20 protein-coding genes and 1 pseudogene are annotated in these 22,433 nt (G+C 53.9%); 13 read left to right on the top strand and 8 right to left on the bottom strand.

Annotated features, from left to right (window positions below; genetic code table 11):
* Window position 1 precedes the first annotated feature (1 nt).
* The 6 genes and pseudogenes from AAF358_11540 to AAF358_11565 all read left to right on the top strand — a co-directional run bounded on the left by AAF358_11540 (window position 2) and on the right by AAF358_11565 (window position 3,573).
* Window positions 2-649 carry a glutathione S-transferase family protein gene (locus AAF358_11540; protein MEM7706181.1) on the top strand — a complete coding sequence of 216 codons (648 nt, stop codon included), beginning with the start codon at window positions 2-4 and terminating at the stop codon, window positions 647-649.
* On the top strand, window positions 646-1,170 hold the full coding sequence (locus AAF358_11545) for a hypothetical protein (GenBank protein ID MEM7706182.1): 525 nt from the start codon (window positions 646-648) through the stop codon (window positions 1,168-1,170). Before AAF358_11540 ends, AAF358_11545 begins: the two co-directional genes overlap by 4 nt.
* Before the next feature lie 43 nt (window positions 1,171-1,213).
* Window positions 1,214-1,945, top strand: a complete 732-nt coding sequence (locus tag AAF358_11550) for a hypothetical protein (GenBank protein ID MEM7706183.1) — start codon at window positions 1,214-1,216, stop codon at window positions 1,943-1,945.
* A 12-nt stretch (window positions 1,946-1,957) separates the two neighbouring features.
* Window positions 1,958-2,107: pseudogene (locus tag AAF358_11555) on the top strand (glutathione S-transferase).
* Window positions 2,108-2,717: 610 nt separating this feature from the next.
* Window positions 2,718-3,113 carry a hypothetical protein gene (locus AAF358_11560; protein MEM7706184.1) on the top strand — a complete coding sequence of 132 codons (396 nt, stop codon included), beginning with the start codon at window positions 2,718-2,720 and terminating at the stop codon, window positions 3,111-3,113.
* Window positions 3,100-3,573 (top strand): GNAT family N-acetyltransferase, encoded by a 474-nt coding sequence (locus AAF358_11565; protein MEM7706185.1) that lies wholly within the window; start codon window positions 3,100-3,102, stop codon window positions 3,571-3,573. The genes AAF358_11560 and AAF358_11565 overlap by 14 nt, the downstream gene beginning before the upstream one ends.
* A 149-nt stretch (window positions 3,574-3,722) precedes the next feature.
* Here AAF358_11565 and AAF358_11570 read toward each other — a convergent pair whose 3' ends face one another.
* The gene (locus AAF358_11570) at window positions 3,723-5,219 is read right to left on the bottom strand and encodes a PLP-dependent aminotransferase family protein (GenBank protein ID MEM7706186.1); all 1,497 of its coding nucleotides are present in this window, start codon (window positions 5,217-5,219) and stop codon (window positions 3,723-3,725) included.
* Between the two features lie 95 nt (window positions 5,220-5,314).
* On the opposite strand from AAF358_11570, the gene AAF358_11575 reads away from it, so the two are divergent.
* Window positions 5,315-5,701 carry a nuclear transport factor 2 family protein gene (locus AAF358_11575; GenBank protein MEM7706187.1) on the top strand — a complete coding sequence of 129 codons (387 nt, stop codon included), beginning with the start codon at window positions 5,315-5,317 and terminating at the stop codon, window positions 5,699-5,701.
* Here the strand turns inward: AAF358_11575 and AAF358_11580 are convergent.
* The gene (locus AAF358_11580) at window positions 5,698-7,032 is read right to left on the bottom strand and encodes an aldehyde dehydrogenase family protein (GenBank protein MEM7706188.1); all 1,335 of its coding nucleotides are present in this window, start codon (window positions 7,030-7,032) and stop codon (window positions 5,698-5,700) included. The genes AAF358_11575 and AAF358_11580 overlap by 4 nt on opposite strands.
* Before the next feature lie 213 nt (window positions 7,033-7,245).
* A complete protein-coding gene (locus AAF358_11585) occupies window positions 7,246-8,388 on the bottom strand; it encodes a M14-type cytosolic carboxypeptidase (GenBank protein MEM7706189.1) in 1,143 nt (380 codons plus the stop codon).
* A 231-nt stretch (window positions 8,389-8,619) separates the two neighbouring features.
* On the opposite strand from AAF358_11585, the gene AAF358_11590 reads away from it, so the two are divergent.
* The 4 genes from AAF358_11590 to AAF358_11605 all read left to right on the top strand — a co-directional run bounded on the left by AAF358_11590 (window position 8,620) and on the right by AAF358_11605 (window position 12,789).
* Window positions 8,620-9,627 (top strand): hypothetical protein, encoded by a 1,008-nt coding sequence (locus tag AAF358_11590; GenBank protein ID MEM7706190.1) that lies wholly within the window; start codon window positions 8,620-8,622, stop codon window positions 9,625-9,627.
* Between the two features lie 92 nt (window positions 9,628-9,719).
* A complete protein-coding gene (locus tag AAF358_11595; protein ID MEM7706191.1) occupies window positions 9,720-10,622 on the top strand; it encodes a hypothetical protein in 903 nt (300 codons plus the stop codon).
* Window positions 10,623-10,846: 224 nt separating this feature from the next.
* Window positions 10,847-11,470 (top strand): hypothetical protein, encoded by a 624-nt coding sequence (locus tag AAF358_11600; GenBank protein ID MEM7706192.1) that lies wholly within the window; start codon window positions 10,847-10,849, stop codon window positions 11,468-11,470.
* 11 nt (window positions 11,471-11,481) lie between these two features.
* Window positions 11,482-12,789 carry a hypothetical protein gene (locus AAF358_11605; GenBank protein ID MEM7706193.1) on the top strand — a complete coding sequence of 436 codons (1,308 nt, stop codon included), beginning with the start codon at window positions 11,482-11,484 and terminating at the stop codon, window positions 12,787-12,789.
* 63 nt (window positions 12,790-12,852) lie between these two features.
* On the opposite strand, the gene AAF358_11610 is transcribed toward AAF358_11605, so the two are convergent.
* Entirely contained in the window at window positions 12,853-13,548 is a 696-nt protein-coding gene (locus AAF358_11610; protein ID MEM7706194.1) for a hypothetical protein, read from the bottom strand.
* A 303-nt stretch (window positions 13,549-13,851) separates the two neighbouring features.
* Between AAF358_11610 and AAF358_11615 the strand changes: the two genes are divergently transcribed.
* Window positions 13,852-14,553, top strand: a complete 702-nt coding sequence (locus tag AAF358_11615) for a hypothetical protein (protein ID MEM7706195.1) — start codon at window positions 13,852-13,854, stop codon at window positions 14,551-14,553.
* A gap of 164 nt (window positions 14,554-14,717) precedes the next feature.
* Here AAF358_11615 and AAF358_11620 read toward each other — a convergent pair whose 3' ends face one another.
* Window positions 14,718-17,633, bottom strand: a complete 2,916-nt coding sequence (locus AAF358_11620; GenBank protein ID MEM7706196.1) for a Calx-beta domain-containing protein — start codon at window positions 17,631-17,633, stop codon at window positions 14,718-14,720.
* A gap of 122 nt (window positions 17,634-17,755) precedes the next feature.
* Between AAF358_11620 and AAF358_11625 the strand changes: the two genes are divergently transcribed.
* Window positions 17,756-18,094, top strand: a complete 339-nt coding sequence (locus tag AAF358_11625) for a tyrosine-type recombinase/integrase (GenBank protein MEM7706197.1) — start codon at window positions 17,756-17,758, stop codon at window positions 18,092-18,094.
* Window positions 18,095-18,343: 249 nt separating this feature from the next.
* Here the strand turns inward: AAF358_11625 and AAF358_11630 are convergent, their stop codons facing one another.
* Genes AAF358_11630 through AAF358_11640 form a run of 3 tightly spaced genes read right to left on the bottom strand, consistent with a single transcriptional unit; the run spans window position 18,344 to window position 22,230 of the window.
* Entirely contained in the window at window positions 18,344-20,782 is a 2,439-nt protein-coding gene (locus AAF358_11630) for a DEAD/DEAH box helicase family protein (protein MEM7706198.1), read from the bottom strand.
* Window positions 20,763-21,623 carry a nucleotidyl transferase AbiEii/AbiGii toxin family protein gene (locus tag AAF358_11635; protein ID MEM7706199.1) on the bottom strand — a complete coding sequence of 287 codons (861 nt, stop codon included), beginning with the start codon at window positions 21,621-21,623 and terminating at the stop codon, window positions 20,763-20,765. The genes AAF358_11630 and AAF358_11635 overlap by 20 nt, the downstream gene beginning before the upstream one ends.
* Window positions 21,616-22,230, bottom strand: a complete 615-nt coding sequence (locus tag AAF358_11640; protein ID MEM7706200.1) for a type IV toxin-antitoxin system AbiEi family antitoxin domain-containing protein — start codon at window positions 22,228-22,230, stop codon at window positions 21,616-21,618. Before AAF358_11640 ends, AAF358_11635 begins: the two co-directional genes overlap by 8 nt.
* Between the last annotated feature and the right edge of the window lie 203 nt (window positions 22,231-22,433).

Genomic DNA, 22,433 nt, shown 5'->3' on the forward strand with positions numbered 1-22,433 from the left:
AATGAAACTCTACATTGGTAATAAGAATTACTCTTCTTGGTCGCTGAGAGTATGGCTTGCCTTGAGGGTCAAAAATATTCCCTTCGAGGAAGCGCTTCGACCCTTCGACGTCGAAAACGACTACGCGGACTTCTTTGAGTTTTCCCCGTCAGGGAAGGTCCCCGTTCTACATTCAGACGGCCAAGCCATCTGGGAATCGCTATCGATACTGGAATTTGTTGCCGAGAAATATCCGGACAGAGGCTTATGGCCGATGGACGTCAAAATTCGATCGAAAGCTCGCAGCATTGCGCACGAAATGCACGGCGGATTTATGAGTCTTCGGTCTGCGTGCCCGATGAATATTCGCCGACGAGTTGAATCTATCGATGTGGGGGCTGGCGTGCTGAAAGACGTTCGTCGAGTCGAACAGATTTGGGAAGACTGCCTAACTGAATCTGGAGGGCCATTCCTCTTTGGTGACTTTTCCATTGCAGATTCAATGTATGCGCCAATCGTTAATCGACTCGAGGTTTACGAACTGAGTCAAGCGGATAGCGTCCTGAAATTCTCAGAGGCCATTAAATCGTTGCCCGCATGGGATCAGTGGGTTGAAGCGGCAGTAGCAGAGGAGTGGGTCGTGGATATCGATGAGGTTTACCGGCCGTGAGCAACGTTGATCTTTCGGGCGTGCGCGATTTCGATTTTCTTCTCGGGACCTGGAGGGTTACGCATCACCGATTAGTTGGGCGACTGACTGGTGCCACGGAGTGGGATACGGGTTACGGAATTGACATCATTCGGCCCGCGTTTAATGGGCTGGGGAACATCGGATGTTTTCGCCGAGATTTGAATGGGGAGCACTATGAAGGTGCGCCAATTAGATTGTACGACCCAAGAGACGGATTGTGGCGAATCTATTGGCTGGATACGGCCGAATACCGAATGGAACCTCCGGTAGTGGGCCGTTTCGTCGAGGGCGAGGGAGAGTTTATTGGAGATGATGTTCTTCGCGAGATGCCGATCAAAGTCCGCTATCGATGGACGCTTATCACGACCAATTCGGCGACATGGGATCAATCGTATTCCGCCGACGAAGGAAAAACGTGGGAGCAGAATTCGATCATGGAGTTCAAACGTGACGACTTAGTCTGTGACGACATGCGACCGCCATTTGGACCTTACGAATGAATACCTATGAGACCAACTGGATGATTAATGGAGGAGATTTGACGTGAACAATCTCAACTTAGTGAACCTTCGTTCCCGCATCGGATTGAGCTTGCTTGGGTGCTCGCTGCTAGTGTCGTCTAGTTTGGCGGACGATGGGGACGTGCCCCCAATTCTGCCGGAGGCATGCGAGGTTTCGCTGGCGAAGAGTGCTGCACCCGATTACCTACAAGATGACGTCACCGTTTTTGTGTTGACGCGTGACGGTTACGAACAGCGAATCACCGGCTCAAGCAATTTCTCATGCATCGTGAATCGCGACCACCCAAATGTTCTCAAGCCGACCTGTTTCGATGCGGAAGGGTCCGCCACCATCATTCCAAAAATCAAATATTTCGGGTCCCAGCTGCTGCTGGGTAAGTCAGTCGCGGAAATCAACAACGATGTTGCGCAACGATTTGATGCGGGAGAGTTTCACGAGGTTCGACGACCGGGAGTCGCGTATATGTTGTCCAAATACAATCGTCCTGTGAATGGCCAGACAGGATTGCTAGCGTGGTTTCCGCCCCATGTAATGTTTTACGCGCCCAACCTGACAAATGAAGATATTGGGCACGATCATGCCCGGAATACGCGCGGCCTGCGGTTGCCAATGATCGGATACCAGGGTCCGCATGGCTACATGATCGTGACTGTCGGAGACGACAGCGAGCGTTCGCGGAGCGACCTGGTGGGTTGCCCAGATTGGGTCCATGACGACAATCATCGCGTTTTCACTCCTGAACCAAAAAGCTAAGTTGTGGCGTCGGTGGAAGGTGACTCAACCATCAATCAGATTTGCCCTTGGTCCGGCGATCCGGTCTCTCCGGATTCGATCACGACTTACCGGGGAGTGAATGTTGGATTCTGTAATCCTGGCTGCCGGGACAAGTTTCGTCAGGCGACAAGCGCTTTCGATGCGGAAATTGTCGGCGCGCCGTCATGGCTGAAGACCTTGCTCGAGTTTGTAATAACTGGGTCAAGGGTCGACGACGGGGAAAAAGCGTCTTGGGTGATAGACAGCAACGATTGTGCGCTAGGTCTGGCTCTTCCTGACCGACTCCGGCCTTGCCTGGATCGTTTCGCGTCGATTACCGAGATAGAACGAAAGTCCCTTCGACGGCTCGCCGATGCCTTGGGCGCACCCGAAACGTCGAATAGTCTTCGAGGAACTTTCATGGCGCATCCCGAGCGCGACGGTTCGGCACCCTCTTACGACGAACTTTTGGACGAGTCGCGACGCATGGACCGCGCAATAGAGTGTCTCTTCGTCGAAGTATTCGAAAACACGAACCAAACGCTGAAAGCGGGTGATGAAATTCAGGATGGTCGTCTGATTTCTGAGGTGATTCAATTTGTGACTGCTGCTGTGAACAGAAAAACAACAGCCTGGCATATCGCTGGATTAGTTAACTGTGTCATTAAGTGAAACAAGGTAAATGCTAGCTGGTTAGGCTATGAGCGAGTTAAAGAGCTATGAGCCCAGAGTATTTGATCACCTGGGAAGACACAGAATCGGTGTCACCGAGATGAAGACATATTCGATTCGGGCGAAGTCGAATACGTTGGCTGTCACCCACACTGTTAGCGCAGCGTTGAGCTATGTTTCCGACGAGCTTCCAAAGGCGGTTGAAGAAGAGGGCGGCGGTCATGGTGCCGGCTATGTCATTGTGCACTTTGGAGAGGTGGCAACTTGGTTGCTCATACACTGGTGGGCTCACCAGGATATCTGTCTGAGTATGCTCGCGGCTGCGGGCGTGAACGACAGCGTGTTTAAGTCGATGGATCATCGGAGGTTTCACGCGTGTATCTGGGAGCAGAAGGTTATTTCTCACGAGAGTGAGGCCTGGATCCGCACCTTATCGTGTCCAAATCCCGACATCGGTGGCTATCTCGGAGATGTCCTTCGCGATGGAAACTACTGAAACGGTAATCGTACGTCCATTTTGCCGGGAAGATGTGCCGCAGCTTTACGCATTTATGCGGGCGCTCGCAGAATTCGAAGGATACATCGACCGATTTCGGGTGGCCGAAAAGGACTTGATTAAGCATGGTCTTGGTAAGCGTCGGAAATTTGCCTCATACGTTGCGGTGAACCCGCACGAGCCGACCGTCCTGCTGGGAATGGCGGTTACCTATGCGGTTGGGTGGACGTATGAAATGCGGCCGACCATCGTTCTGAAAGAGCTCTACGTTCGCGCGCAAAGCCGAGGGATGGGTATTGGAAAGAGGCTAATGGCGGAGGTTCGGCGCGAGGCGAAGGTGCTAGGTGCTGCCAAGGTGTGCTGGACGGTACTCCATGGAAATTCGGCAGCGGAAGCTTTCTATCGTGAAATCGGAGGCGAACCAGATGTTAATTGGAACAACTGGATTATGTCGCTTTGAGGTTTTCGAGAATAAACATCACAGCGCAAGGCTCAGCGGACAACGCATTAGCTGATGATCCTGCAAGATAGACCCGCGTCGTGCCGGTAAAGGATCTCGCCCCGTTGGCAGTCCAGATGTCGGGGTCTCATCGTTGAAGCAGATAACCGTCAGTTAGGGTCGCGAACTCGGTTCCTCTTTGCCAACCGCGATGACGATGCCAAAGCTGATACGACATCGACAATCTCATGACTCTCGAGGGCACCGTATCCGATAACCAATGAATGGTCGGCGCCGTTTTCATTCTCGTAATCATACCGAGTCAACGGAGCCATCGAGACGCCCATTCCTCTTGCTTCTCGAGCGACATCCGCAGCTGAAGTCCCGTTCTGCAGTTGGACGAGCGCATTGATTCCCGAGTCAATTCCCCGCAGAACCATGTCATTGCCATGGTTGCCGAGTAGGTCTGCGAGCACGGCGCGACGCCTGGCGTAGGTTCTCCTCATGCGGTGCACATGTTTTTCGTATTCGCCGTCGTCGATAAATTTTGCTAATGCTCTCTGGGTGACAGTATTTGATTGATAGTCCGTAATCGTTCTAAGGCCAGCGATCACTTCAATAATCGGTTTTGGCGCCACAGCAAAGCCCACTCTGAGGCCTGGATACATGGTTTTAGAAAACGTTCCGAGATAAATCACGTGACCGTCATGGGGAAGAGAGGCTAGAGGCGGTAATGGGGCCACGTCATAGCGGAACTCGCCGTCGTAATCGTCCTCAAGCAAGAGAACCCGATTCTCTGATGCCCACTCGAGCAGCTCGCAACGCCTTTGCAGCGACAGTCGGCTGCCCATGGGAAATTGATTAGAGGGGGTTACGTATGCAAGCTGGCAATTCTCACCAATTTTTGAAAGTTCACTTGTCTGCATACCTTGCTCATCAACGGGGATATTGACAATTTCTGCTCCGGTCAATCCGAAAACCTGCCTGGCGAGCGGGTACCCGGGATTTTCCATGGCTACAGCACTCTCGCGGTCTAAATAGGCTGTCGCTAGAAGGTATAAAGCATGTATCGCTCCGTTTGTAACGATTATCTGGCTTGGGTCCGCATCGAACGCCCTGGATCGACGAAGATAGTGAGAAATGGATTCGCGCAGATCCCAACTTCCCATCGGATCACCATAGTTGCTTGCGGGACGTGCGCTCGCCGCGAACGACATACAGCGCCGCCAGACTGGAACCGGAAACTCTGCGACTGAGGGTCTACATGGCTGACAGTTGATTAGGCTGCCGTCATCGCTATCTACGTCAGGAATTATCGAGATCTTGGGCTGAGGTAGAGGGTTCTTGCCAGATGCGACCGGTACCGTCGTGCTGCGAGCGTCCGGCGAAACGAAGGTGCCGGAGCCTTGCCGTGTTTCAAGCAGTCCCTCAGCGATAAGAAGCTCTAGCGCAGTGAACGCCGTACCGCGGGCAACTCCGAGGTCAGACGCTAGCTGCCGAGTGGACGCAATTCGATCACCGGGTCGAAGTATCCCCGATGAAATCGCCTTGCGAAGCTGCCGCGCGATTTCAGCCGACTTATTGGCAAAGTTCTCTCCGATATCTAAGCGCAAGCTTACGGCTGGGGCCCGAGTTCGGGATCGTGTCCTAGCAGTATGAAGTGGCATAAAGGAATCCTTGCAAAGTGGACCAGCAATACATAGCTCAAAGACTATTATATTTAGTCCACTTATGGGCTTCAATCGGACTTGCGTATACACAAATGAGCGTGTCAAAAGAACGAATAGAGGATTTATTGGAAAGGCTTCTGGTCGCTTGGCGGGACCAAGATATTGATACCGTCATGTCGCTGTTCACAGAGGACTGCATATACAAGTCGTCTGTTGGACCGGAGCCTGGCGAAACTTGCCAAGGACAAAAGCAAGTGCGAGGACTCGTGGAGAAAATGTTTCGCGTTGACGACGGCAGTGAAGCGTCTATTGGCAATCTAATTGTGGGTACGGAACAAACCGCCGCCTGGAAATGGCGCTACCGGTTCAATGATGGAAGGGTCGAGTATGGATGTGATTTCTTCGAGTTTCGGGACGGAAAAATTGCGCAGAAGGATGCTTATCGAAAGGTAGCGGTCCCGCCGAAAAAAAATCTCTAGCGACGAATACAAAGCAGCTTGGGTTCGGTGTATTGTTCTATCGCGAATCGAATGCCTTCACGTCCGACCCCGGCCGAACCATTCCCGCCGAAAGGCATGTTATCAACCCGAAAATCCGTACTGTCGTTGACGATCACCGTTCCGGCGTTAACGGACTCGAAGAATCTGATTATGTTCGGCAAGCTCACGCTATAGATAGACGCATTGATCATTGGAACACATCGCTTACTAAGCTCGAGAATCTCGTCAAAGTCACTGGCCCTTTCCACGATTGCAACCGGTCCGAATATCTCTGTATTAAGAATTGGATGGTTAGCCGGAACAGATGACAGGAGAGTCGGTTGTACGTATCTACCTTCTCCGGAGCCACCATGAAGAATTTGCGCCCCGCAGCTAAGTGCGCTTGCAATTTGCGAATACACCATCTTGGCGTGTTCGATTGTGGTTAGTGGTCCAACGTCGGTTTCTTCGAGTGTTTGATCCCCAACTCTGAGTTCTTCCAGTTCGAGCACTAACGCCGCAACGATCGCGTCATAACGATGGCCGTGAATAATGATCCGTTGGGTGTGAATGCAGTTTTGACCCGCGGCATACGCAATCCCGGATGCAATCTGCTTCGCTATCAATTTCACGTCTAGCTCAAGCGAGCGATCTACAACAGTTGTGTTAACTCCCCCCAACTCCATCAGGATCCTTTTGCCGGCTGCAGCATGAGCGATGTCGGTGCCACCTGCTTTGCCGCCAGTGAAAGAAACCACGGCCACTTCTGGCATGGCAACTAATTGTGTAGTTTCCGTTGCCGTGCAGTTGGCCAACTGCACAGAATTTCCAGGAACTCCTGCGCTCACAACCTTGCTGAGAAGCAAGTCTGCAACCGCTAGTGTTCGCGGATGAGGCTTCACAATCACTGCAGCTCCAACAGCCAGGGCGGGGGCGATTTTGTGAGCAACGAGATTTAGAGGGTCGTTGTAGGGTGTGATCCCAACGATAATGCCAATCGGTTTTCGTACCCACATGCCAAAGCGATCATGTCCCGCCGGCGATTGATCAAAGGGACACTCCTTGCCGGCAAGAGCCAAGGCTTCCATCGACGCGAGGTGGAAGGTTTCAGCGCAGCGAGATACTTCAGCTCTTGCTTGTCGAATGGTCTTGCTACCGAAGCGCACGATTAGGTCTACGAATTGCTCGGCGTCCTGCTCTACCGCTTGTCCAATGTTTGCTAGCCAGGTCGATCTTGTTTTCCGAGAGCAAACGGAAATCTCTTGATTGGCATCCGTTGCGTTGGCAATCATCCTTGCAATGATGGCTTGGAATCCCAGTCTTTCCGGCATGATATGCCTGCACCATTAGCGGTCATTAGCCACGATCGTAGTGCGAATCAATCAGTCGACTAAGGGCCGCAACCCAGATGTACTTTTGGTCCACCTGCACAGTGAACAAAAGTCTAAGAAAGAGGCGGCAACCGACTGCGCCTCCCCCTGGCCTCTGTCGAATAGGGCCAATGGGTAGCGTTCGAAGAGACGGCCAGTGCCAGGCCGCCAAGCCTACTCGATTCGATCGACAACCTGCAGGAGTGCAGTCAGAACAGCTTCGCCCAAGCGCCCGCAACGGGAAGGGGACCATCCAAATTCCGAGTCAGGCATATTCGCATTGTCCTTGAACGGCATCTCGAGGGTCATTGCGAGCGCGCCAAAATGATCGGCAAGCCAATTTGTCGCAATGGACATGTCGGCCTCTCCCATCTTAACTGGTGGGTAACCGAATTCTGTCTGAAAGTCAGGATTCGCCGCCTTCAGTTCGGATTCGAATTCGGCCTGCAATGCCCGATGGTGCTCGGTAACTGATTCAACCCCTTCCGGCCCCGCTATGAAGTTGTAGGGCAACCCTTCGTCACCATGCACATCCAGCGCGAAATCTAGGCCGGTGGCATTCATTTTTCGTCGAACCTGGTAGACCTCCGGACTGCGCTCCATTGTCGGTTCTTGCCACTCTCTGTTTAGGTCCGTGCCGACCGCGTTCGTTCTGAGATGGCCGCGTCGGCTCCCATCAGGATTCATGTTTGGCACGATCCAAAGATCACATTTCTTGAGTAGCAGCCGTGAAACGGGCTCAGACGATTTGACTAGCCGGTCAATCAATCCATCGATCAGATGCTCCGCCATACTTTCACCGGGGTGTTGACGTGCAAAGATCCAGCATTGCTTTTTGCATTCGGTGGGTGCGCTACCGGCTTCTGTGACTCGTAACAGATCAATATCCTGCCCATCGAGAGTGCGGCCGATTACCTCATGCCGTACAAGTGGGGAACGCAAAGAGCGAGAGATGAGGTCATAATGCTGCTCCATTGAATAGGGCGCGAAGTAGGCGTACCAGACGACATCAAGTTTTGGCGTACTCTCAATCGTGAGTACACCATCGTTGTAGCAGGTTGATCTCGCTCGATGCCATATCCTGCGATCATAGCTCACGCAGGCTTGGTAGTTTTCCCACCCTTGCGCATAACTGGCGCCGGCGGCGTTAACAATCTTCATTTTTAAGTCAATACCGCGTGCCCCGGTTACGCGGAAATAGAACCACTGATAATGGCTCCCCCCTTCATCGGGACGAATATGAAGCTCAATCGATTTTGGGTCTTCGAGGCTAAGGACTTGAATATTGCCGGCGTCAAAGCTGTCGCTGATTTCCATATTCACTTCTCGTATCCTTTTGATGATTCCAAGGGCGCAAACGACCCAGAGGGCAAAGGAGAGTCGTATCAATCTTTGCTGGGTCAATACTATACGAAGTCATAAGAAAAGCAGGCAGAACCAGACTTCGCTAAAATACTCAGGCCACTTCTAAGTTTGTAGCAACTGCTCATGACGATGCGCTTGGCGCATTTGAAGTTGCACTTGGGTGGAGGGGGCCGAGATTTGTAAATGATCCGATGGGTTTCAGCACTGTTGTTAGCTACGGTTCTTGCCGTTCTGTTCCTAGTATTTCCCCGCCCGCAAATGCCTCTCGTTTCTGGCGAAAGCGGGTTCATTCGCGACAATTCCCATGTACTCCCTGAGCCGTGGCTGGGCACCGCTGCCAAAGAACCTGAAACTATTTCAAAGCGGGCTGGAAAAACTAATTGGAAGAGACAAGGTGCCGTTGGCCCGATCGATACCTCAACCGTGAATCAAGCGTACCTTGGGCCGTTTGCGCCGGGAGTCAGGCTCGACGGTTGGCTAGAGGAATATTTCTTTACTATCCAGGATCAGTCAGCGAACGACATGGAAGTCCAACGTAATTTGGCCGGTAAGGGTGACGCCAACGCTGCCTTCTGGATGTACGTCTATTGCGTTCATTGTTTGGCCGGTCCAAGGACCGATTGCCAGCTCGAACGCAAGCTGGCCGAATACGAAGGTATGCTAAATGAACCCAATATCTCCGACGAACAGGCGAGTCAGGTAACTCAAGGGATCGAAAACCTTTACGCGATTCTAGAGCTCTGTTCGGATACCGTGGACAACAACAATCTGCGGTCCGAGGCACTCCAATGGCTGCATACCGCGGCGGACCTTGGCCATATGGGTGCGCGGCGGCTTTATCACTATTACGCTCGGTGGCTAATTTTGGGTAATGGCTCCGGGCTGGCGTTCGAGTACCCCGGTTTAGTCCAAGAGTTTCAGGAGCGAGCGAAGACGTACGCGAACTCCATCCTCGCTCTTGGGCACGTGCAAGCCTATGTGCTGTTGTCCGAGATGTATTTCGCGGGCGACGTTTATCCCCGTGATTTTATGCAATCGTACGCATACGCCTTAGCCGCGGAGGAAATTGAAGGTGATCAGCTAGAGAACACAACGAGAATGCGGCTGCGCCGTGTTGAGTATCGACTTTCGCCTAGAGAAAAGGCTGAGGCGAGAAAGTTGGCTTCGACACTTGTTGCCCAATTGCCATGATTTGGCGCGTATTGCTATTCACCTTATTGTTCGTTGTCGCGATTCTCCTTATCGACGCTCCAGCGAGCTGGGTCGCGAGAGTTTCTGAGCCCATGGCAACCGAAGGATTAGAAAAGACAACTCTCTCCGACCATGTCGCATTACCTGTAATGCCGACCTTTGACGCTAATAGGAAGCTATCCGCTGACTGGGCTGAGCGCCAACCAGTACAGGAACGCCAGGACGCCGAGGCGATCGCTGGATACAACGTGATTCTTGATGAAACTATCGGAATCAATACCTGGGTCACGGCACAAGTTGAGGCGATCAAACGCGCCAAACCGTCTGAGTTTCCTAGGCAACGGAGGCACGCAGAAGCCGGAGATCCTGAAGCGGCAATGTGGCTCTATTTTTTCTTCGACTATTGTCGCAAAGCCCCGCGAACGGATTGGGGTGTTCAGAATCGACTCGCGCAAATCGAAGCCTTTGTTCAACGAAGAGAGGAACAAGCAAAGGTAATTGATGTTGATCAGTACGAAGCGTCCCTAGAATCCCTGATGCATTCGTATCGTCTTTGTAGCCAGCTAGGTGCAGATGTTAAGGCAGATCTAGCGGCGCTTGAATGGATCACAAAAGCGGCTGATCTTGGGCACATGGGCGCGCAACGCCTCTACCACTTTCGGGCACGCGATCTGATAGCCGGCTACGATGCTGACCTTGTTTTTAGACATCCACAATTGATCGCGGTATTTCAACAGAATGCCGCAAACTATGCGAAACAGCTTCTAAACTCTCATCACCCTCAAGGGTTGTTGCTCATGTCTCGGATGCTGCACACAGGCGATGTTTACCGCAAAGACGCGTTAAAAGCCTACGCTTACGCAAAAGCAGCGGAAATCGCTGGGGTCGATGGAATCCCAGAAGACGCGAGAGGAAGAATGCGCTGGATCGCCTGGGATCTATCTGCTGAAGAGGTCGAAGAGGCCACGAGTTTGGCGTACAGAATTCTGGACTAACGGGACTAGTTCGGGGCGTTGAAAAGGATTCCTGAAGCAAGGGCGGGATCAGGTGCTATGGCCAACTACTGGTTCCGCAAACAGCTTCGATGCCCGTCGTATGGAGCAGACCAGTCACCTTAGCTCACCCTATTCAGTCCTTTGGTGACGATCGTTGTTGATTTGCCCTTTCGAGACCAGGTTACCAACAGCAGATTGTCATTTGTCACGCATCTAATGAGGTGATGACGATAACCGCCTTCCAAACCCTTCTCCGCATAGCAACCGATCTCGAAGCCGGTCGCAAGAGCAAATTGACTGTCCAATTCGCTTGGCAGCTTGTGTGTCTCGTCCTGGTATCGGAGATTGCCGCGGCCCAGGACGCGGAATTGGAAGTAAGAAGGGTATTCGGCGAATGCACACCCATATACGCCTCAGCACAAGATGATCTGAATCTGTTTCGCCGGCCCGACCTGAGATCCAAACAACTCCGGTTGCAATACCAAAAGGGATGGCGAATTCCCACGGACAAGCAACAGGGCATAACGCGGGTCATTGAGATCGGAAAGCTGCGTGTTTTGAAGGATGATGAGCGGCTGGACTGCCCGCAGCCGCCCGCCGTCGGGCCGCCAACACTCGTTGTTGGCGAGACGGTTGAGTATTTGTTTTATCTTGGTGAGGGAATGGGCAGAGTGCGGTTTCGGGGAGCTGAGTGCTCATCACAGGTGGTAGAAGACTTTGCGGTTTACGAGACCCTGCAGTGGCCGGAGGTTCAAGTATGGTTTCGCGTCTTTTTTGCGGATGGATCGTCACCCGGCTGGCTGCTGCTCGATGGCCAGCAGATTGTTGTCTCGGACGTGTTGTGCTGACGCGTCCGAAGATGAGAAAACGATGGCCGACGCTGTCGGTACTGACCGTTCTTGCTGTCGCTCCCGTCTATGTGGCGGCATGCTCTTGTACGCCACATTCCGCTGATCCCAATGAGATTGAGGTTCGCCTCGGCTCGGCCGATGCCGTGTTTGTTGGTACGTCGGTGGGAGACCGGCTCATCAGTACTGAGCGTTGCAGCGGCAGCGGTCGTTGTTGGCTGGACGAGCGCCGCGTTCACTCGGTCATCGTCGACACCGCCATTGCCGGAGTCGAAGGAAATTCATCAGTAGAGATAGAAGCCAACGTTGACGGTGCGACCTGCGGCACTCGGCTGTTGGCCGGAGTGCCCTATCTGGTTTACGCCAGTCGAAGCGACTCGACCCGCCTTCAAACTGGTCTGTGTTCTGCTTGGCCAGCAAATGGTGATATCACAGCGGCCGAAATCAACTACCTCAATGAAATCCAAGAGCGCGTGGCACGTCGCTGGACACATAGCGCAAAGCAGCTTAGAGAATTTCTCGACGATTTTTTAAATGAGCAGGTTGCCGGCTACGAAATTGAACCTCAGGTCATCAATTTCTCGTGGCATGACCTCGACGCGGATGGGGACGATGAACTCGCTGTTTACTTTTCGACCCGTTTTCAGTCTCCCCCAAAGAAAGCGGGTCCGTGGGTAGATACTCATCGCCCTGGTATAACCGTTTTTGATCAGGCGGACGATGATTTGATCGACTTCCCTCCGATTTGGATTCGCTGGTGCGACGACAAGCCGCAAATTCATGGCCAGCTATCTGCCGAAGGTGGCGCCCTCATTTTAAAAGCGTGTAATGATCAGACACTGCGCCTCACGCTTCTCGGCCATCAGTTAATAGGTGACGGATGGAAAAGAGACCAGCGTCAAGCCTACTTTTATGCGCCGTTGAGGGTCTACGGCCGAAGCATTGCGGAGTGGGAGTCAGCGCTGGGTCATCCTTTGGACCGGAGCTCAGTCGATCACGGGTTCAATCGAATTACCGGCGAGCCGGTGGAGCTGGTGACACTTCGGTACTCCAGCCACGAGGGTGTGTTCTGGCAAAACGTCGATAGCGGCGAATCGGTCCTCGTGGGCGCGACGGCGAAATCGCCAGCTGTGTTCAAGGATTTGGGGCTACCGTTGGCCACTGGCGTTATCGACCCTGCCGATATTTTCGGCTCAGGCAAGCAGGACACTGATACGTCGAAGTCATTCCGGTACTGCGATGTCTATTGCGCCGACGTAAGAGTCTCGTTCGACCACGACGTCATCACGCAGATCACCTGGCAGTGGGAGATCGATTAGGAATTTCTCAATGCCGTTCGGATTCAGTTTTACTCCTTTGTCAGCATCAATAGTGGAGCGGTTTTACTCGAATCCGTCGGCAAAGATAGTGAGTCCAGTGTCGACCGTCACTGCCCAGTTGTCGGCGCTAACGCCACCGAGATAATCGCCGGGCGCATTATTCGGAGTGGACAATCGCCCGCCAAGCTGAAGTCCGAACGCCATGGGGCGCGCCGTGGGCGAAAAATCTGGACGACCGCCTGAGCCATCATCAAAGTCGTCCGCAATCAGGTTCGTAACCGAGAAGGCCTGGATCGGACCTGGCGTTAGCACAATGGCCTGGCGAAACTGGGTGTAGGCTCGCACCGCTCCGTTTTCCAGCTGCTGGTAGATGATGAGCTGCGCAAACAGGCGCGTCACGTTGTCGCCGGCAGTGCCAGGGAGTCCTGCTTCCAGGCTGAAGTCAATTGCTGCAATGCCGTCGTTGTCGGCTGGGGAAAAATCTAATTCGGACGTGTCCGCCAGCAGAGGACGATAGATTCCCAGGGCGGTTTCTGCCCCACCCGGTGCCAGAGTCCAGGTCCCGCGGAAAACGAGGCCGAGGGAGCCCGCGACATCGTCGACGGTCAACGAAGACGTTGCCGCATCGCTGCTGAATTCGACCAGGTCAATATTGCTGGGCAGGGTGCTGAAGTCCGTGTCGACGGCAGTTACGGTGCCCGCCGTGGCCGCGGAAAAGGAAAGGGCTGCAAACAGGGCTGCGAGGAAGTGGTTGCGCATAACGACTCCGGTCTTTTCTTGAGTTCCAAAGCTGGAAGCGGAATCGGTAGTCAAACGGGGTCAAACCACTGATTAGTGATTTTCTTTGGCTACCGACCAGTACTCCAAATCCCCGCAACTAGGTCCAGGATGCAGGGTGCGGCCTGAGTCATTGAATGAATGGTGGCCAGGGGCTGTAAATAGGTCAGGTTTACTTTCCTATGCAGTGCAGGAAGACTCTCTAAAAAAGTTAACCTGACCCATTTCGCTCCCGTGCGTCGTCCTGACAGGATTGAAGCAAAGGTGTTGATGAGAAATTCCGAATTGAACCGAGATCGCGGTTTTCGTTTGTTGCCCAAGATGGTGGCGTCGCTCATGGCGATCTGCGCGACTGCGTGCAATAGCACCCGGGTTCACCTATACGCCACGTCGCTAACCCCTGCCGAAACCTCGGAGTTCACAGAGGTCTTGAGGGAGGCGGGGTTTCGAGTCCAGGTCAACAATCAAGAGATACCCAAGGGGATTACGGGCCCGTTGATTGTTTACTCTCCTGCACATGAGGATCTGGACGTCGTCACCCATATCGGGCGAATCATGAAATCTCTCGGTTATTCTACAGTGGGGTACCAGGCTTACGACGTAGAGAACCATGTCTACTCGGGAAACAACATCGGTGTGTATCCGCGCCCCCAATCGAAAGATCCTCACAAGATGCCTGACGATATGCCGGGCTACTTTCGAGGGCGTTGTCCCGAAGGCGAGGGCACACTGGAATTCCCCCGAGGGCAAGAATTCATTTTCGAATACAGGCCGAATGGCACCGAAGACACGGCGTTTTTGAAGGGCCTAGCAACCTGGAGCCCTGGAAGCCTGACCCTCGGCCTCGCAGATGGCCAGACGGCGGATTTCATCATTGAGCAGGTTGACTCAAAGGACCGATACGGCATCACGCGAAGAGTCACGTTGAAGCCAACGGCCGAGTCCGCCTTGTTTGGCTGCGAATTCTGGATTGTGTTTGTGCGCTAACGAAACAACAAGGGGCCAATAACCAATCGCGTTACTAGCAGGGCCTTGTGTAGTGTGCGGTCCACCAACGTCGCAGTTGCAGGGCCTCAAAGTCTCTGTACGCCACTACAACCGCAAGACCAGGCCGATTAAGCTGGTTCGATAAGCTTATTTTGTGACAACACTTACTCAAAGCCATCGGCGAAAACAATTTCAGGGACTTCATTGTCCTCGTTAATGATGTAGGCGACGCCGGATTCTTCAAACCGATCGTAGTCAGCTCCGGCGCTGGCGACATCAAATGTCATTGCGACAGTGCGGTTGCCGTCGAGCACAGTGTCGTCCAGCCCAGTCACAGTGACGGGCTGAACCTGTTTGAAGTTCTCCGGCGTAAAGAAGAGGCTCGATGGCTCGAACGCAACTTCGTTTTCGTTGTCGACGCTGATGTCGATTGTGACATTCTGGCTGGGCCTCGACCAAAGCGCTACGCCAAATGTGACGCTCTCCCCGTTTTCACTGGTGCGCACTGCGCCGTCCACCTCTATATCTACGGCGGTGGGCAGACCAACCTGCAAGTCGTCATCCGCGATAGTGATCTCATAGCTCCAACTCGTGACAAGATCGCCTGAAATATCTAATGATGCTCTAAACGATATGCCGAAATTCTCATCCCCCTCATTGTTAAACGGGTCATCGATTGTATCGATAGTGATCTGCTGTGGATCGGTATCACCGTCCGCCCACGTGAGTTCCCCTGAGGCCGGTACGAAGTCTGTATCTGCAAGGGCTGTCCCGGATACCAGCTCATAGACCAAAGTGACATCACCCTCGATCGAAGGCCTGTCGACATCAATGGTCAGTGACTCCGACTCCCGAACTTGAAACCCTCCGGCAACAGACAGCTCTGGCTCAGAAATGTAGACCGCGCCGTTTGAGCCTGTGATGACTAGCCGCCCTTCGGCTCCTACAGCTCCGCTAAAGAATCTAACGCGGTCTTCGTTGGTGGGGATCAATACAGGACGCCAGGAGTCGCCATCGTCTTCGCTGATGAAGGCGAAGTTGACCTGAAACGCGCTGGATACCGGCGAGTCACGAGACGCGATCGCGATGAGGCGCCCTTCAGACTCAAGCACAGAGGAGATTCCCCAATCTAAGAACGCCTCTTCCTGGGTCTCCAAATTGAGCTTCAAGTCCCAGGTGAGGCCAAGATCCCGGCTAAGCAGCAGCTCGCCTTGATCGCCTCGGATGACCATCACGCCGCTCTCGAATTGGTAGATCTCCCTGATTCGGATCCCGTCCTGCAGCCCTTTTTCGCCGCTGCCGCTTACGTTCTCAGGTTCAAACGGGCTTTCGGTCTGCCAGGTCACACCATTGTCGTTGCTTGTGACAAGACGCGGACCGGACGAGCCAATACCTGTGTTGACTGCGTAGACGATGCGCCCACCACCCACATGCAGTCCTCCCTTAGTAATATCCTCAAAAGCCAACGGAGTCGGTCGAGACACCCACGTTTCACCACCGTCATCACTCAAGTAGGCGTTGACCTCCACGCTGCCGTGCAAAACGACCAGCCGGCCTCCACTGCCAAGCAGGACTGAGCGCATTCCGCCTGGGCCTGTTGTCGGTACCAAGACCTCATCCCAAGTAAAGCCGGTATCTTCGCTCACGATGAAGCGGTCAGCGCCGCCTGGTGCATAGAGTTTGCCGTCTTGCACGTCAGAGATACCCGGAAGAAACCCCTGCTGGCTTGGCGAGACCGCGGTCATCTCCAGCCATGTAACTCCGTTGTCTACACTGCGGTACAAGACATCCCGCGCGGTCATCGAGCCCTCGCCAACACCCAGCAGCACGTCATCAACCTGGCTCAAAATCCGAATGTCTTCGCCCGGGTCTTCATCGAGCACTTTGTCCCAAGTTTGACCAGCATCACTACTGGTCCAGACTTCCTCAGCGTTACCAATTGCAACGACACCTTCCGCGCCGACGCGGCCGTAACTGAGCGCCAACGGCATCACCGAGGAATCAACGTTGGTCCAGTCTTTTCCGTTTAGCGAAGACCATGCACCGTCTACCAAACTCAGCAGGCGCGGGCCCATATTGAGCCAGCGAGGCCAGACACGACTGACCTCCGTCCCAGTCCAGTCTCGAGTCGGCGCGAAAGGATCATCGCTCTCGAAGACAACCGAGCGCTGATTCGACGCGACGACCTGAAACCCACTATTAGTTGAGAACCGAAATTGCTGCGTTTGCATCACATACTTTCCATTGACGTAGGTGATGTCGCTTCCGTTCAGCAGGTCCTTTTCATCGAAGCGTAGTGGCTGCCCCCCCAAACTGAAATTTGCCATGCTCATGGGATACCCGTTCCACAAGCTGCCGTTCTCGCTTTGGAGAAGACTGCTAAACCCGGAGGCGATCAACTCCCCATCACGCCCCAGACTCATCGACTGGAGCACACCCAGTTCGAAAGCCACCTGGGTCCAGATACTGCCCTGCTTCTTAAAAATCAAACCGCCAAGAAACCGCGCATACGCGCCGGTAGACTGCGCGGTCGTGCCGTAGGCCAACAACTCGCCGCCCGGCGAAACAAACAGATGGGGCAGCCATATTCCCTGAACCGGTGCGGTTTCAAGGGTTCCCGTGATGACAGCGGCAGGCACGGGGAACCTCGTCAGCGTCCAGGTTTCTCCATTGTTATCGCTGGTCAGAATTCTTGTGACGCCAATAAACGGTAGCGGCGGCCCGCCAAGTCCGGTTTCGCCCCGTGACTGCTCGAATCTGACCAGCGTGGCGACGAGCTGCCCGTCATGAACGACTATGTCGCTGATGTTGCCGAAAATGGGTCGACCGGTATCATCCGTGATCACGTTGTATTCCCAGTCCATGCCCTGGTTGTCGCTATACATCAGCGCGCCTCCAGGACCGATTGCGAGCCACCGGCCGCTGGGGGTTTCCACGAATGCGGAATAGGCAAACCCGGGACTGTTGTCACCACGGACCACCCCCCAAACATCACCGCCACGCAGCTGGGCGTGCGTGACCGAACTAAACAGCATTATGAGCAGGCACAGGCGCACTGCTGCGTTAGCGAATATCGGCATGAAGATTCCTTTAGCTCTCTGGGTCCACGGCGTAGCGCCGTCTAGGGTTTGGTCCTCTAACAGAGAAGCGTCAAATCATGAAAACTCGGATCAGCTGAAGGTGCCAAATCACAACAACGTTAGTGAATTCACGACGGGGCGAACGCCCAGCCAATGTCTTCACCCATCGGGGCAAGCCGGTTCAAAGAATACTCATTGGCTCCTGTCGCCGGGTTCGAAAGGCATTTGGCCTCCCGCAGGCCCGGGTCCATGATTTGAAGCACACTTTCGGCCGCCGATTGAGGACCGCTGGAGTGAGTTTCAAAGTTCAGCAGGATCTACTGGGTCACCGTTCGGGTCGGATGACCACACACTATTCGGCGGCGGAGCTTACGAGGCTCATTTGGGCTGCCAACACGGTGTGCGAACGGAAAGGAAACCGCCCCGAATTGGTCGTTTTGAGACGAATTAGCGTGTCCTGACTCACGCAAGAAAAAATCCCAGGATGTTGGGTGCGGCGTAAGTCGTTGAATTAATGGTGGCCAAGGGCAGAATCGAACTGCCGACACGCGGATTTTCAGAACGACTGAAGATTCGTAAATGGTCAATTTTTCAATAGGTTACCGGTTCGCCCGTTGCATGATTAGCAGTACGATTCACAACGCTGCATAGCTGATCCACGCAAAATTAACGCAAGAGTCATTCGCCAGATTTTTTTGTCTTTGGTGGCGCTACGTGTCGTTGGCAACGGTGTAGCCAATTGACCGATATCCCCGAAGTCTTCGCTCGTACATCTTGCGGAGAATCGGTGAGTGCAGGTCCACGTAGTCGTAAACACGGACTTCTTCTTTACCGCGATATTGTCGATGAAGGCGGCCGACGTACTGTTGCAGAGTCCCCTTCCAGGAGATGGGCATAGTCAGGAACAGAGTGTCGAGCCTTGCATCATCAAACCCTTCTCCAATGTAGCGGCCCGTTGCAATAATCAGGCGCTCTTGGTTGTCTGGAACTGCGCCGAGCTGATTGAGTGCATCCGCGGCCTGCTTCCGACTTCGACCGCCGCGAAGAATTACAACGTTCTTGGCGAAACGCCCAAGCTTCTCAGCTAACAACTCCGCGTGGCGCACCCGTTCTGTCAGCACAAGCGGCGTCCGTCCCGCGTCGAGCGCCTGGAGGATGTCGTCGAAAATCTGGCCATTCCTTTGGTCATCTTGGGCCAGTTTCCCGTAGAGAGCCTGAATGCCGATCTCGCTAGCGTTGCCGGGTACGACAAAATCGGTGTATCGGGGGATCAGCCGATACTCGAGCTTTGCCAATTGCCGCTGTTTCTGTTGGGGAACCCGGTGTCGTATCGGGCCGCACTGCATCAGGATGATGGGATGGTGTCCGTCCTTTCGCGTAGGCGTCGCCGTGAGACCAAGAACGTACTTCGCACGGACCTGCTTGAGAATCGATTCAAAGCTGAATGCGGAAACGTGGTGTGCCTCGTCAACGATAACCTGACCGTATTGTGTGACCATCGGGTCGACCTTTCCTTGCCGGTTGAGGCTTTGTATGACAGCGATATCGATCTTTAAAGTTTGGATGCGCTTCCCTCCGCCGATTTGTCCGATCTTGCCCGCCGGCTGGTCCAGAAATGTGGTCAGGCGTTCGCGCCACTGGTCCATCAATTGGCGTCGATGCACGAGGATCAAGGTGTTTCGCTGTCTTTCTCCGATTAAGGCGGCGGCGACCACGGTCTTGCCAAAAGCGGTGGGTGCGCATAGAAGCCCCGTTTCCTCAGCCAGCAAGTCACGAACTGCCGCATCTTGCTCAGGGCGCAGGCAGCCCTGAAACTTTGCGTCAATGGGAGTGCCCGCGTTTCGCTGATCTTTGAGAACGACTTCGATCTTAATATCTTCCAGTATTGACACTGCGGCATCCAAACAACCCCGGGGCAATACGATTGTCCGGTCAAGGTCTTCGGCACAGGAGATAATTCTGGGCTTCCCGTACGTTGACATACGCATTGCCTGCGCCCGGTAGAACTCCGGGTTTTGAAACGCCGCTTTACGGATGAGTGCGTTCTGAAGGCTAGGGGGAATTCCTTGCTTCGGGATATGAAGACCATTCGCCAGGACCAGATTTACCGTTTTGGGAACGGCCCCTGTCGTTTGGAGGTCGGGCTCTTCTTGAGAATTCGGCCCAGCTCCTGGGTCTTCGAGTTCGTCACTCCATACTGAGGCCCCGCGAACACCGAGCAGACTGTCACCAACGTCATATTGCTGAATCAGGCGTTCAACCTCATTTGATGAAACGCGTTTCATACGATCCAAATAGGCCCATTGGTCGTCGACGGTTTCAAGCTGACTAGACAGGAATTCGCTGTTGCCGACCTCTCTCGGACGTTTTTGCAGCGGCAAAGCGATCAGGTTGCCGAATCCTCCTTTTGGCAGCGTGTCCTGGCTCGGGAAAAAGCGGTCGTAGGACTCGAGGCCGATTCCAGGCCGTTGAGCTGTGGCGCGTGTCAGGATGAGTGAGCCTATTTTTCTGGCCAGAGACGCCTGCACCGCGTGGGTGAAGAAGATCCATACGTGTGCGCCATCACCAGAGCGCGATCGCTCCACGTATGCCGGTACCTTGAAGTGCTCGCAACTCTCGAGGAAAGCAACCACGTCATCTCGCCAAGATGTCTTATCGAAGTCGATCGCCAGGAACCAAGAGGAACCGTCTGCCAGAATCGGATACACACCGAGCGTTTTTTTTCCAATCAAATGGTCGCGAATCACCCGATCGGTAATAGAGAGAAATTGGCTGTTAGGGCAGGTCCCGCACTTTATCCTGGGTTTGTTGCACAGGGTCTTGTGCCATTCGTTGCCGCATGCTGGCGAGTAACCAGCTCGACCTTTCTGGTTCTCCCACCGAACCGCATACACGTCCTCACGACCTCGAAATAGACTTCGAAATAAGCGTATCTTCTCCTCCACGCCCGATTGGTTGGTAACGCCAGTGGCGCAGGTGGGTTCGCTCTCAGGCGGCGCCGAGGGAGGTCCGGGCGGCCCCAGTTCCTTCCGGAGTTCCCGGATCTCTTTCTTAAGCCGATGGTTTTCAGCCCGTATGCGATTTAGCTCAGCTTCAAGCGTCTCTCGTGACTGCTCAGGCATGTCCCAATCACCGGTGTAGAAGCTCACAAGCTGGAGCTAAACGACTCCAGACCAGATCTGTCGCGTTCTCGAGAGATAGCCCCTCCAGGCCGATCGAAGCAGCATAGGCGGCCCACTGCTGGGCCTTTTGCGGATCCGTGGAAAATTGATCCGACAAACCGATTGGTTGTGCCCTCGGGACCTCGGTCTTCCGCCGATTAAAGGTCGCTGCTATGGCGTCGGCCAACTCGTGTTGAGAAACGGACTGAGAACTCAGTATGGCCCAAAGATCGTAGTAATCCTTCATGCGACTGTTGACGAGCCCAAGTGTAATCATCGCGTGGAACTTTTCTGCTACTACACTGGCTGGAGGGTAGGCTCGTATTGTGACAGCGGGCATGTCGAGGAGTGTCGGATATTCAATCGTGAAATCTGGAGCCACGGTCGCATCGCCGAATCCGACATCAAGCACTATGGGGATGCGAGTCTTCCCCAGGTTCGCGACCGTCTTGAGGCGGATACCCCCGTATTCCTGTTCCTCACGGATTGTCCTGGCGGTCAGGTTCTCAATGTCATAAACCAGTCCATCTTCCACCTGCTGGCTCATCACCTCAGAGAATACAGATAGCAGGTGCCCCTCGGACGGATCGCCGAAACATAGGAAGTCAGCATCCCGAGTTACACGATTCTGATCTCCAATCCAGAGTGTAACCAACATGCCACCCTTCAGAACGAATGCATCGCGGTGCTCCGATATGGACATTCGATAAAGCAGGCGCTCCAGGCCGTAACCTACAAGAACGACATCAAATATCTGGCCTTTCTTTCGTGCAAGGTTTAGAAGTCGCTGTCTGATAGACGCAGGCGAGTTGTTTTGGCTCTTAGCCACCGGCAGTCAACGCTTCCAGATATGGCTGCATTTGTTTCCAAGCGCCGCACTCTTTGGCTGTTAGTGCGATCACGGCAGGAGTTGCTTTTCGCTCTTTAAGCGCGTTTCGCAGACACTCTATGGCAACAGAACGGTCGACAAATCGTCGGCTGCGAAATGCGTCGGCCAGTGATTTAGCAATCGAATAGATCGGAACATCAACACCGGAAATAAGGTGATGCTCAACGCCGTACTCGAGATACGGTGAACGAAAACGGACAATCCGAATTGGCGGGTAATCTACTGACGGTTCCCAGTCCTTCGCACCGATGGCCAGCCAGACTTTGCGCGGCATCTGGTCGGTCAGGCGATGGTAGGCGAGTGCGGAGGTCATGCAGATGATGCCTCTAGGCACCCGCATTGAGGCCTCCGCTAGCGCTGATTCCAGGTCCAGTTCACTGTTGGGCAGCTGATAAAGGCCTCTCGCAGCGCGAACGATCGTGCCGGCCCTTGTGGCCCGGGCAATCGTAGATGCAGCAATACCCGCAGCCCGAAGATCGCGGGCGCGCAGAAGCGGGTTATCCTCGAGTAGCTGAATCATGCGGTCTTGTTGCGTTGCAATTGTCATTGGCTTGTTGCAAAGCCTCGGAGTATTTTCAGTTTTGTCCGAGGCTTTGTAACATATTTAACTCTAGCCTGCTACGTTCTGAAGACCCCATCGCGCCTCAGATAGTAGGTTTGAATTTCTGCAACCGAGTTCACGCCGGCAAGTCGCGCAAGTTCCAATACGTCTGCTTCCTGGTGCGCTGTCAGTTCGCCACCAAGAACATA

The sequence above is a fragment of the Pseudomonadota bacterium genome (assembly GCA_039033415.1).
Lineage (GTDB): Bacteria > Pseudomonadota > Gammaproteobacteria > Xanthomonadales > SZUA-38 > JANQOZ01.

What these genes read in the sequence shown, in the direction of transcription:
- AAF358_11640 (MEM7706200.1), bottom strand. Translation starts at nt 22,230, where the DNA reads ATGACAATTGCAACGCAACAAGACCGCATGATTCAGCTACTCGAGGAT.
- AAF358_11580 (MEM7706188.1), bottom strand. Translation starts at nt 7,032, where the DNA reads ATGCCGGAAAGACTGGGATTCCAAGCCATCATTGCAAGGATGATTGCC.
- AAF358_11540 (MEM7706181.1), top strand. Translation starts at nt 2, where the DNA reads ATGAAACTCTACATTGGTAATAAGAATTACTCTTCTTGGTCGCTGAGA.
- AAF358_11590 (MEM7706190.1), top strand. Translation starts at nt 8,620, where the DNA reads ATGATCCGATGGGTTTCAGCACTGTTGTTAGCTACGGTTCTTGCCGTT.
- AAF358_11570 (MEM7706186.1), bottom strand. Translation starts at nt 5,219, where the DNA reads ATGCCACTTCATACTGCTAGGACACGATCCCGAACTCGGGCCCCAGCC.
- AAF358_11595 (MEM7706191.1), top strand. Translation starts at nt 9,720, where the DNA reads ATGGCAACCGAAGGATTAGAAAAGACAACTCTCTCCGACCATGTCGCA.
- AAF358_11600 (MEM7706192.1), top strand. Translation starts at nt 10,847, where the DNA reads ATGACGATAACCGCCTTCCAAACCCTTCTCCGCATAGCAACCGATCTC.
- AAF358_11605 (MEM7706193.1), top strand. Translation starts at nt 11,482, where the DNA reads ATGAGAAAACGATGGCCGACGCTGTCGGTACTGACCGTTCTTGCTGTC.
- AAF358_11620 (MEM7706196.1), bottom strand. Translation starts at nt 17,633, where the DNA reads ATGCCGATATTCGCTAACGCAGCAGTGCGCCTGTGCCTGCTCATAATG.
- AAF358_11610 (MEM7706194.1), bottom strand. Translation starts at nt 13,548, where the DNA reads ATGCGCAACCACTTCCTCGCAGCCCTGTTTGCAGCCCTTTCCTTTTCC.
- AAF358_11585 (MEM7706189.1), bottom strand. Translation starts at nt 8,388, where the DNA reads ATGGAAATCAGCGACAGCTTTGACGCCGGCAATATTCAAGTCCTTAGC.
- AAF358_11575 (MEM7706187.1), top strand. Translation starts at nt 5,315, where the DNA reads ATGAGCGTGTCAAAAGAACGAATAGAGGATTTATTGGAAAGGCTTCTG.
- AAF358_11565 (MEM7706185.1), top strand. Translation starts at nt 3,100, where the DNA reads ATGGAAACTACTGAAACGGTAATCGTACGTCCATTTTGCCGGGAAGAT.
- AAF358_11560 (MEM7706184.1), top strand. Translation starts at nt 2,718, where the DNA reads ATGAAGACATATTCGATTCGGGCGAAGTCGAATACGTTGGCTGTCACC.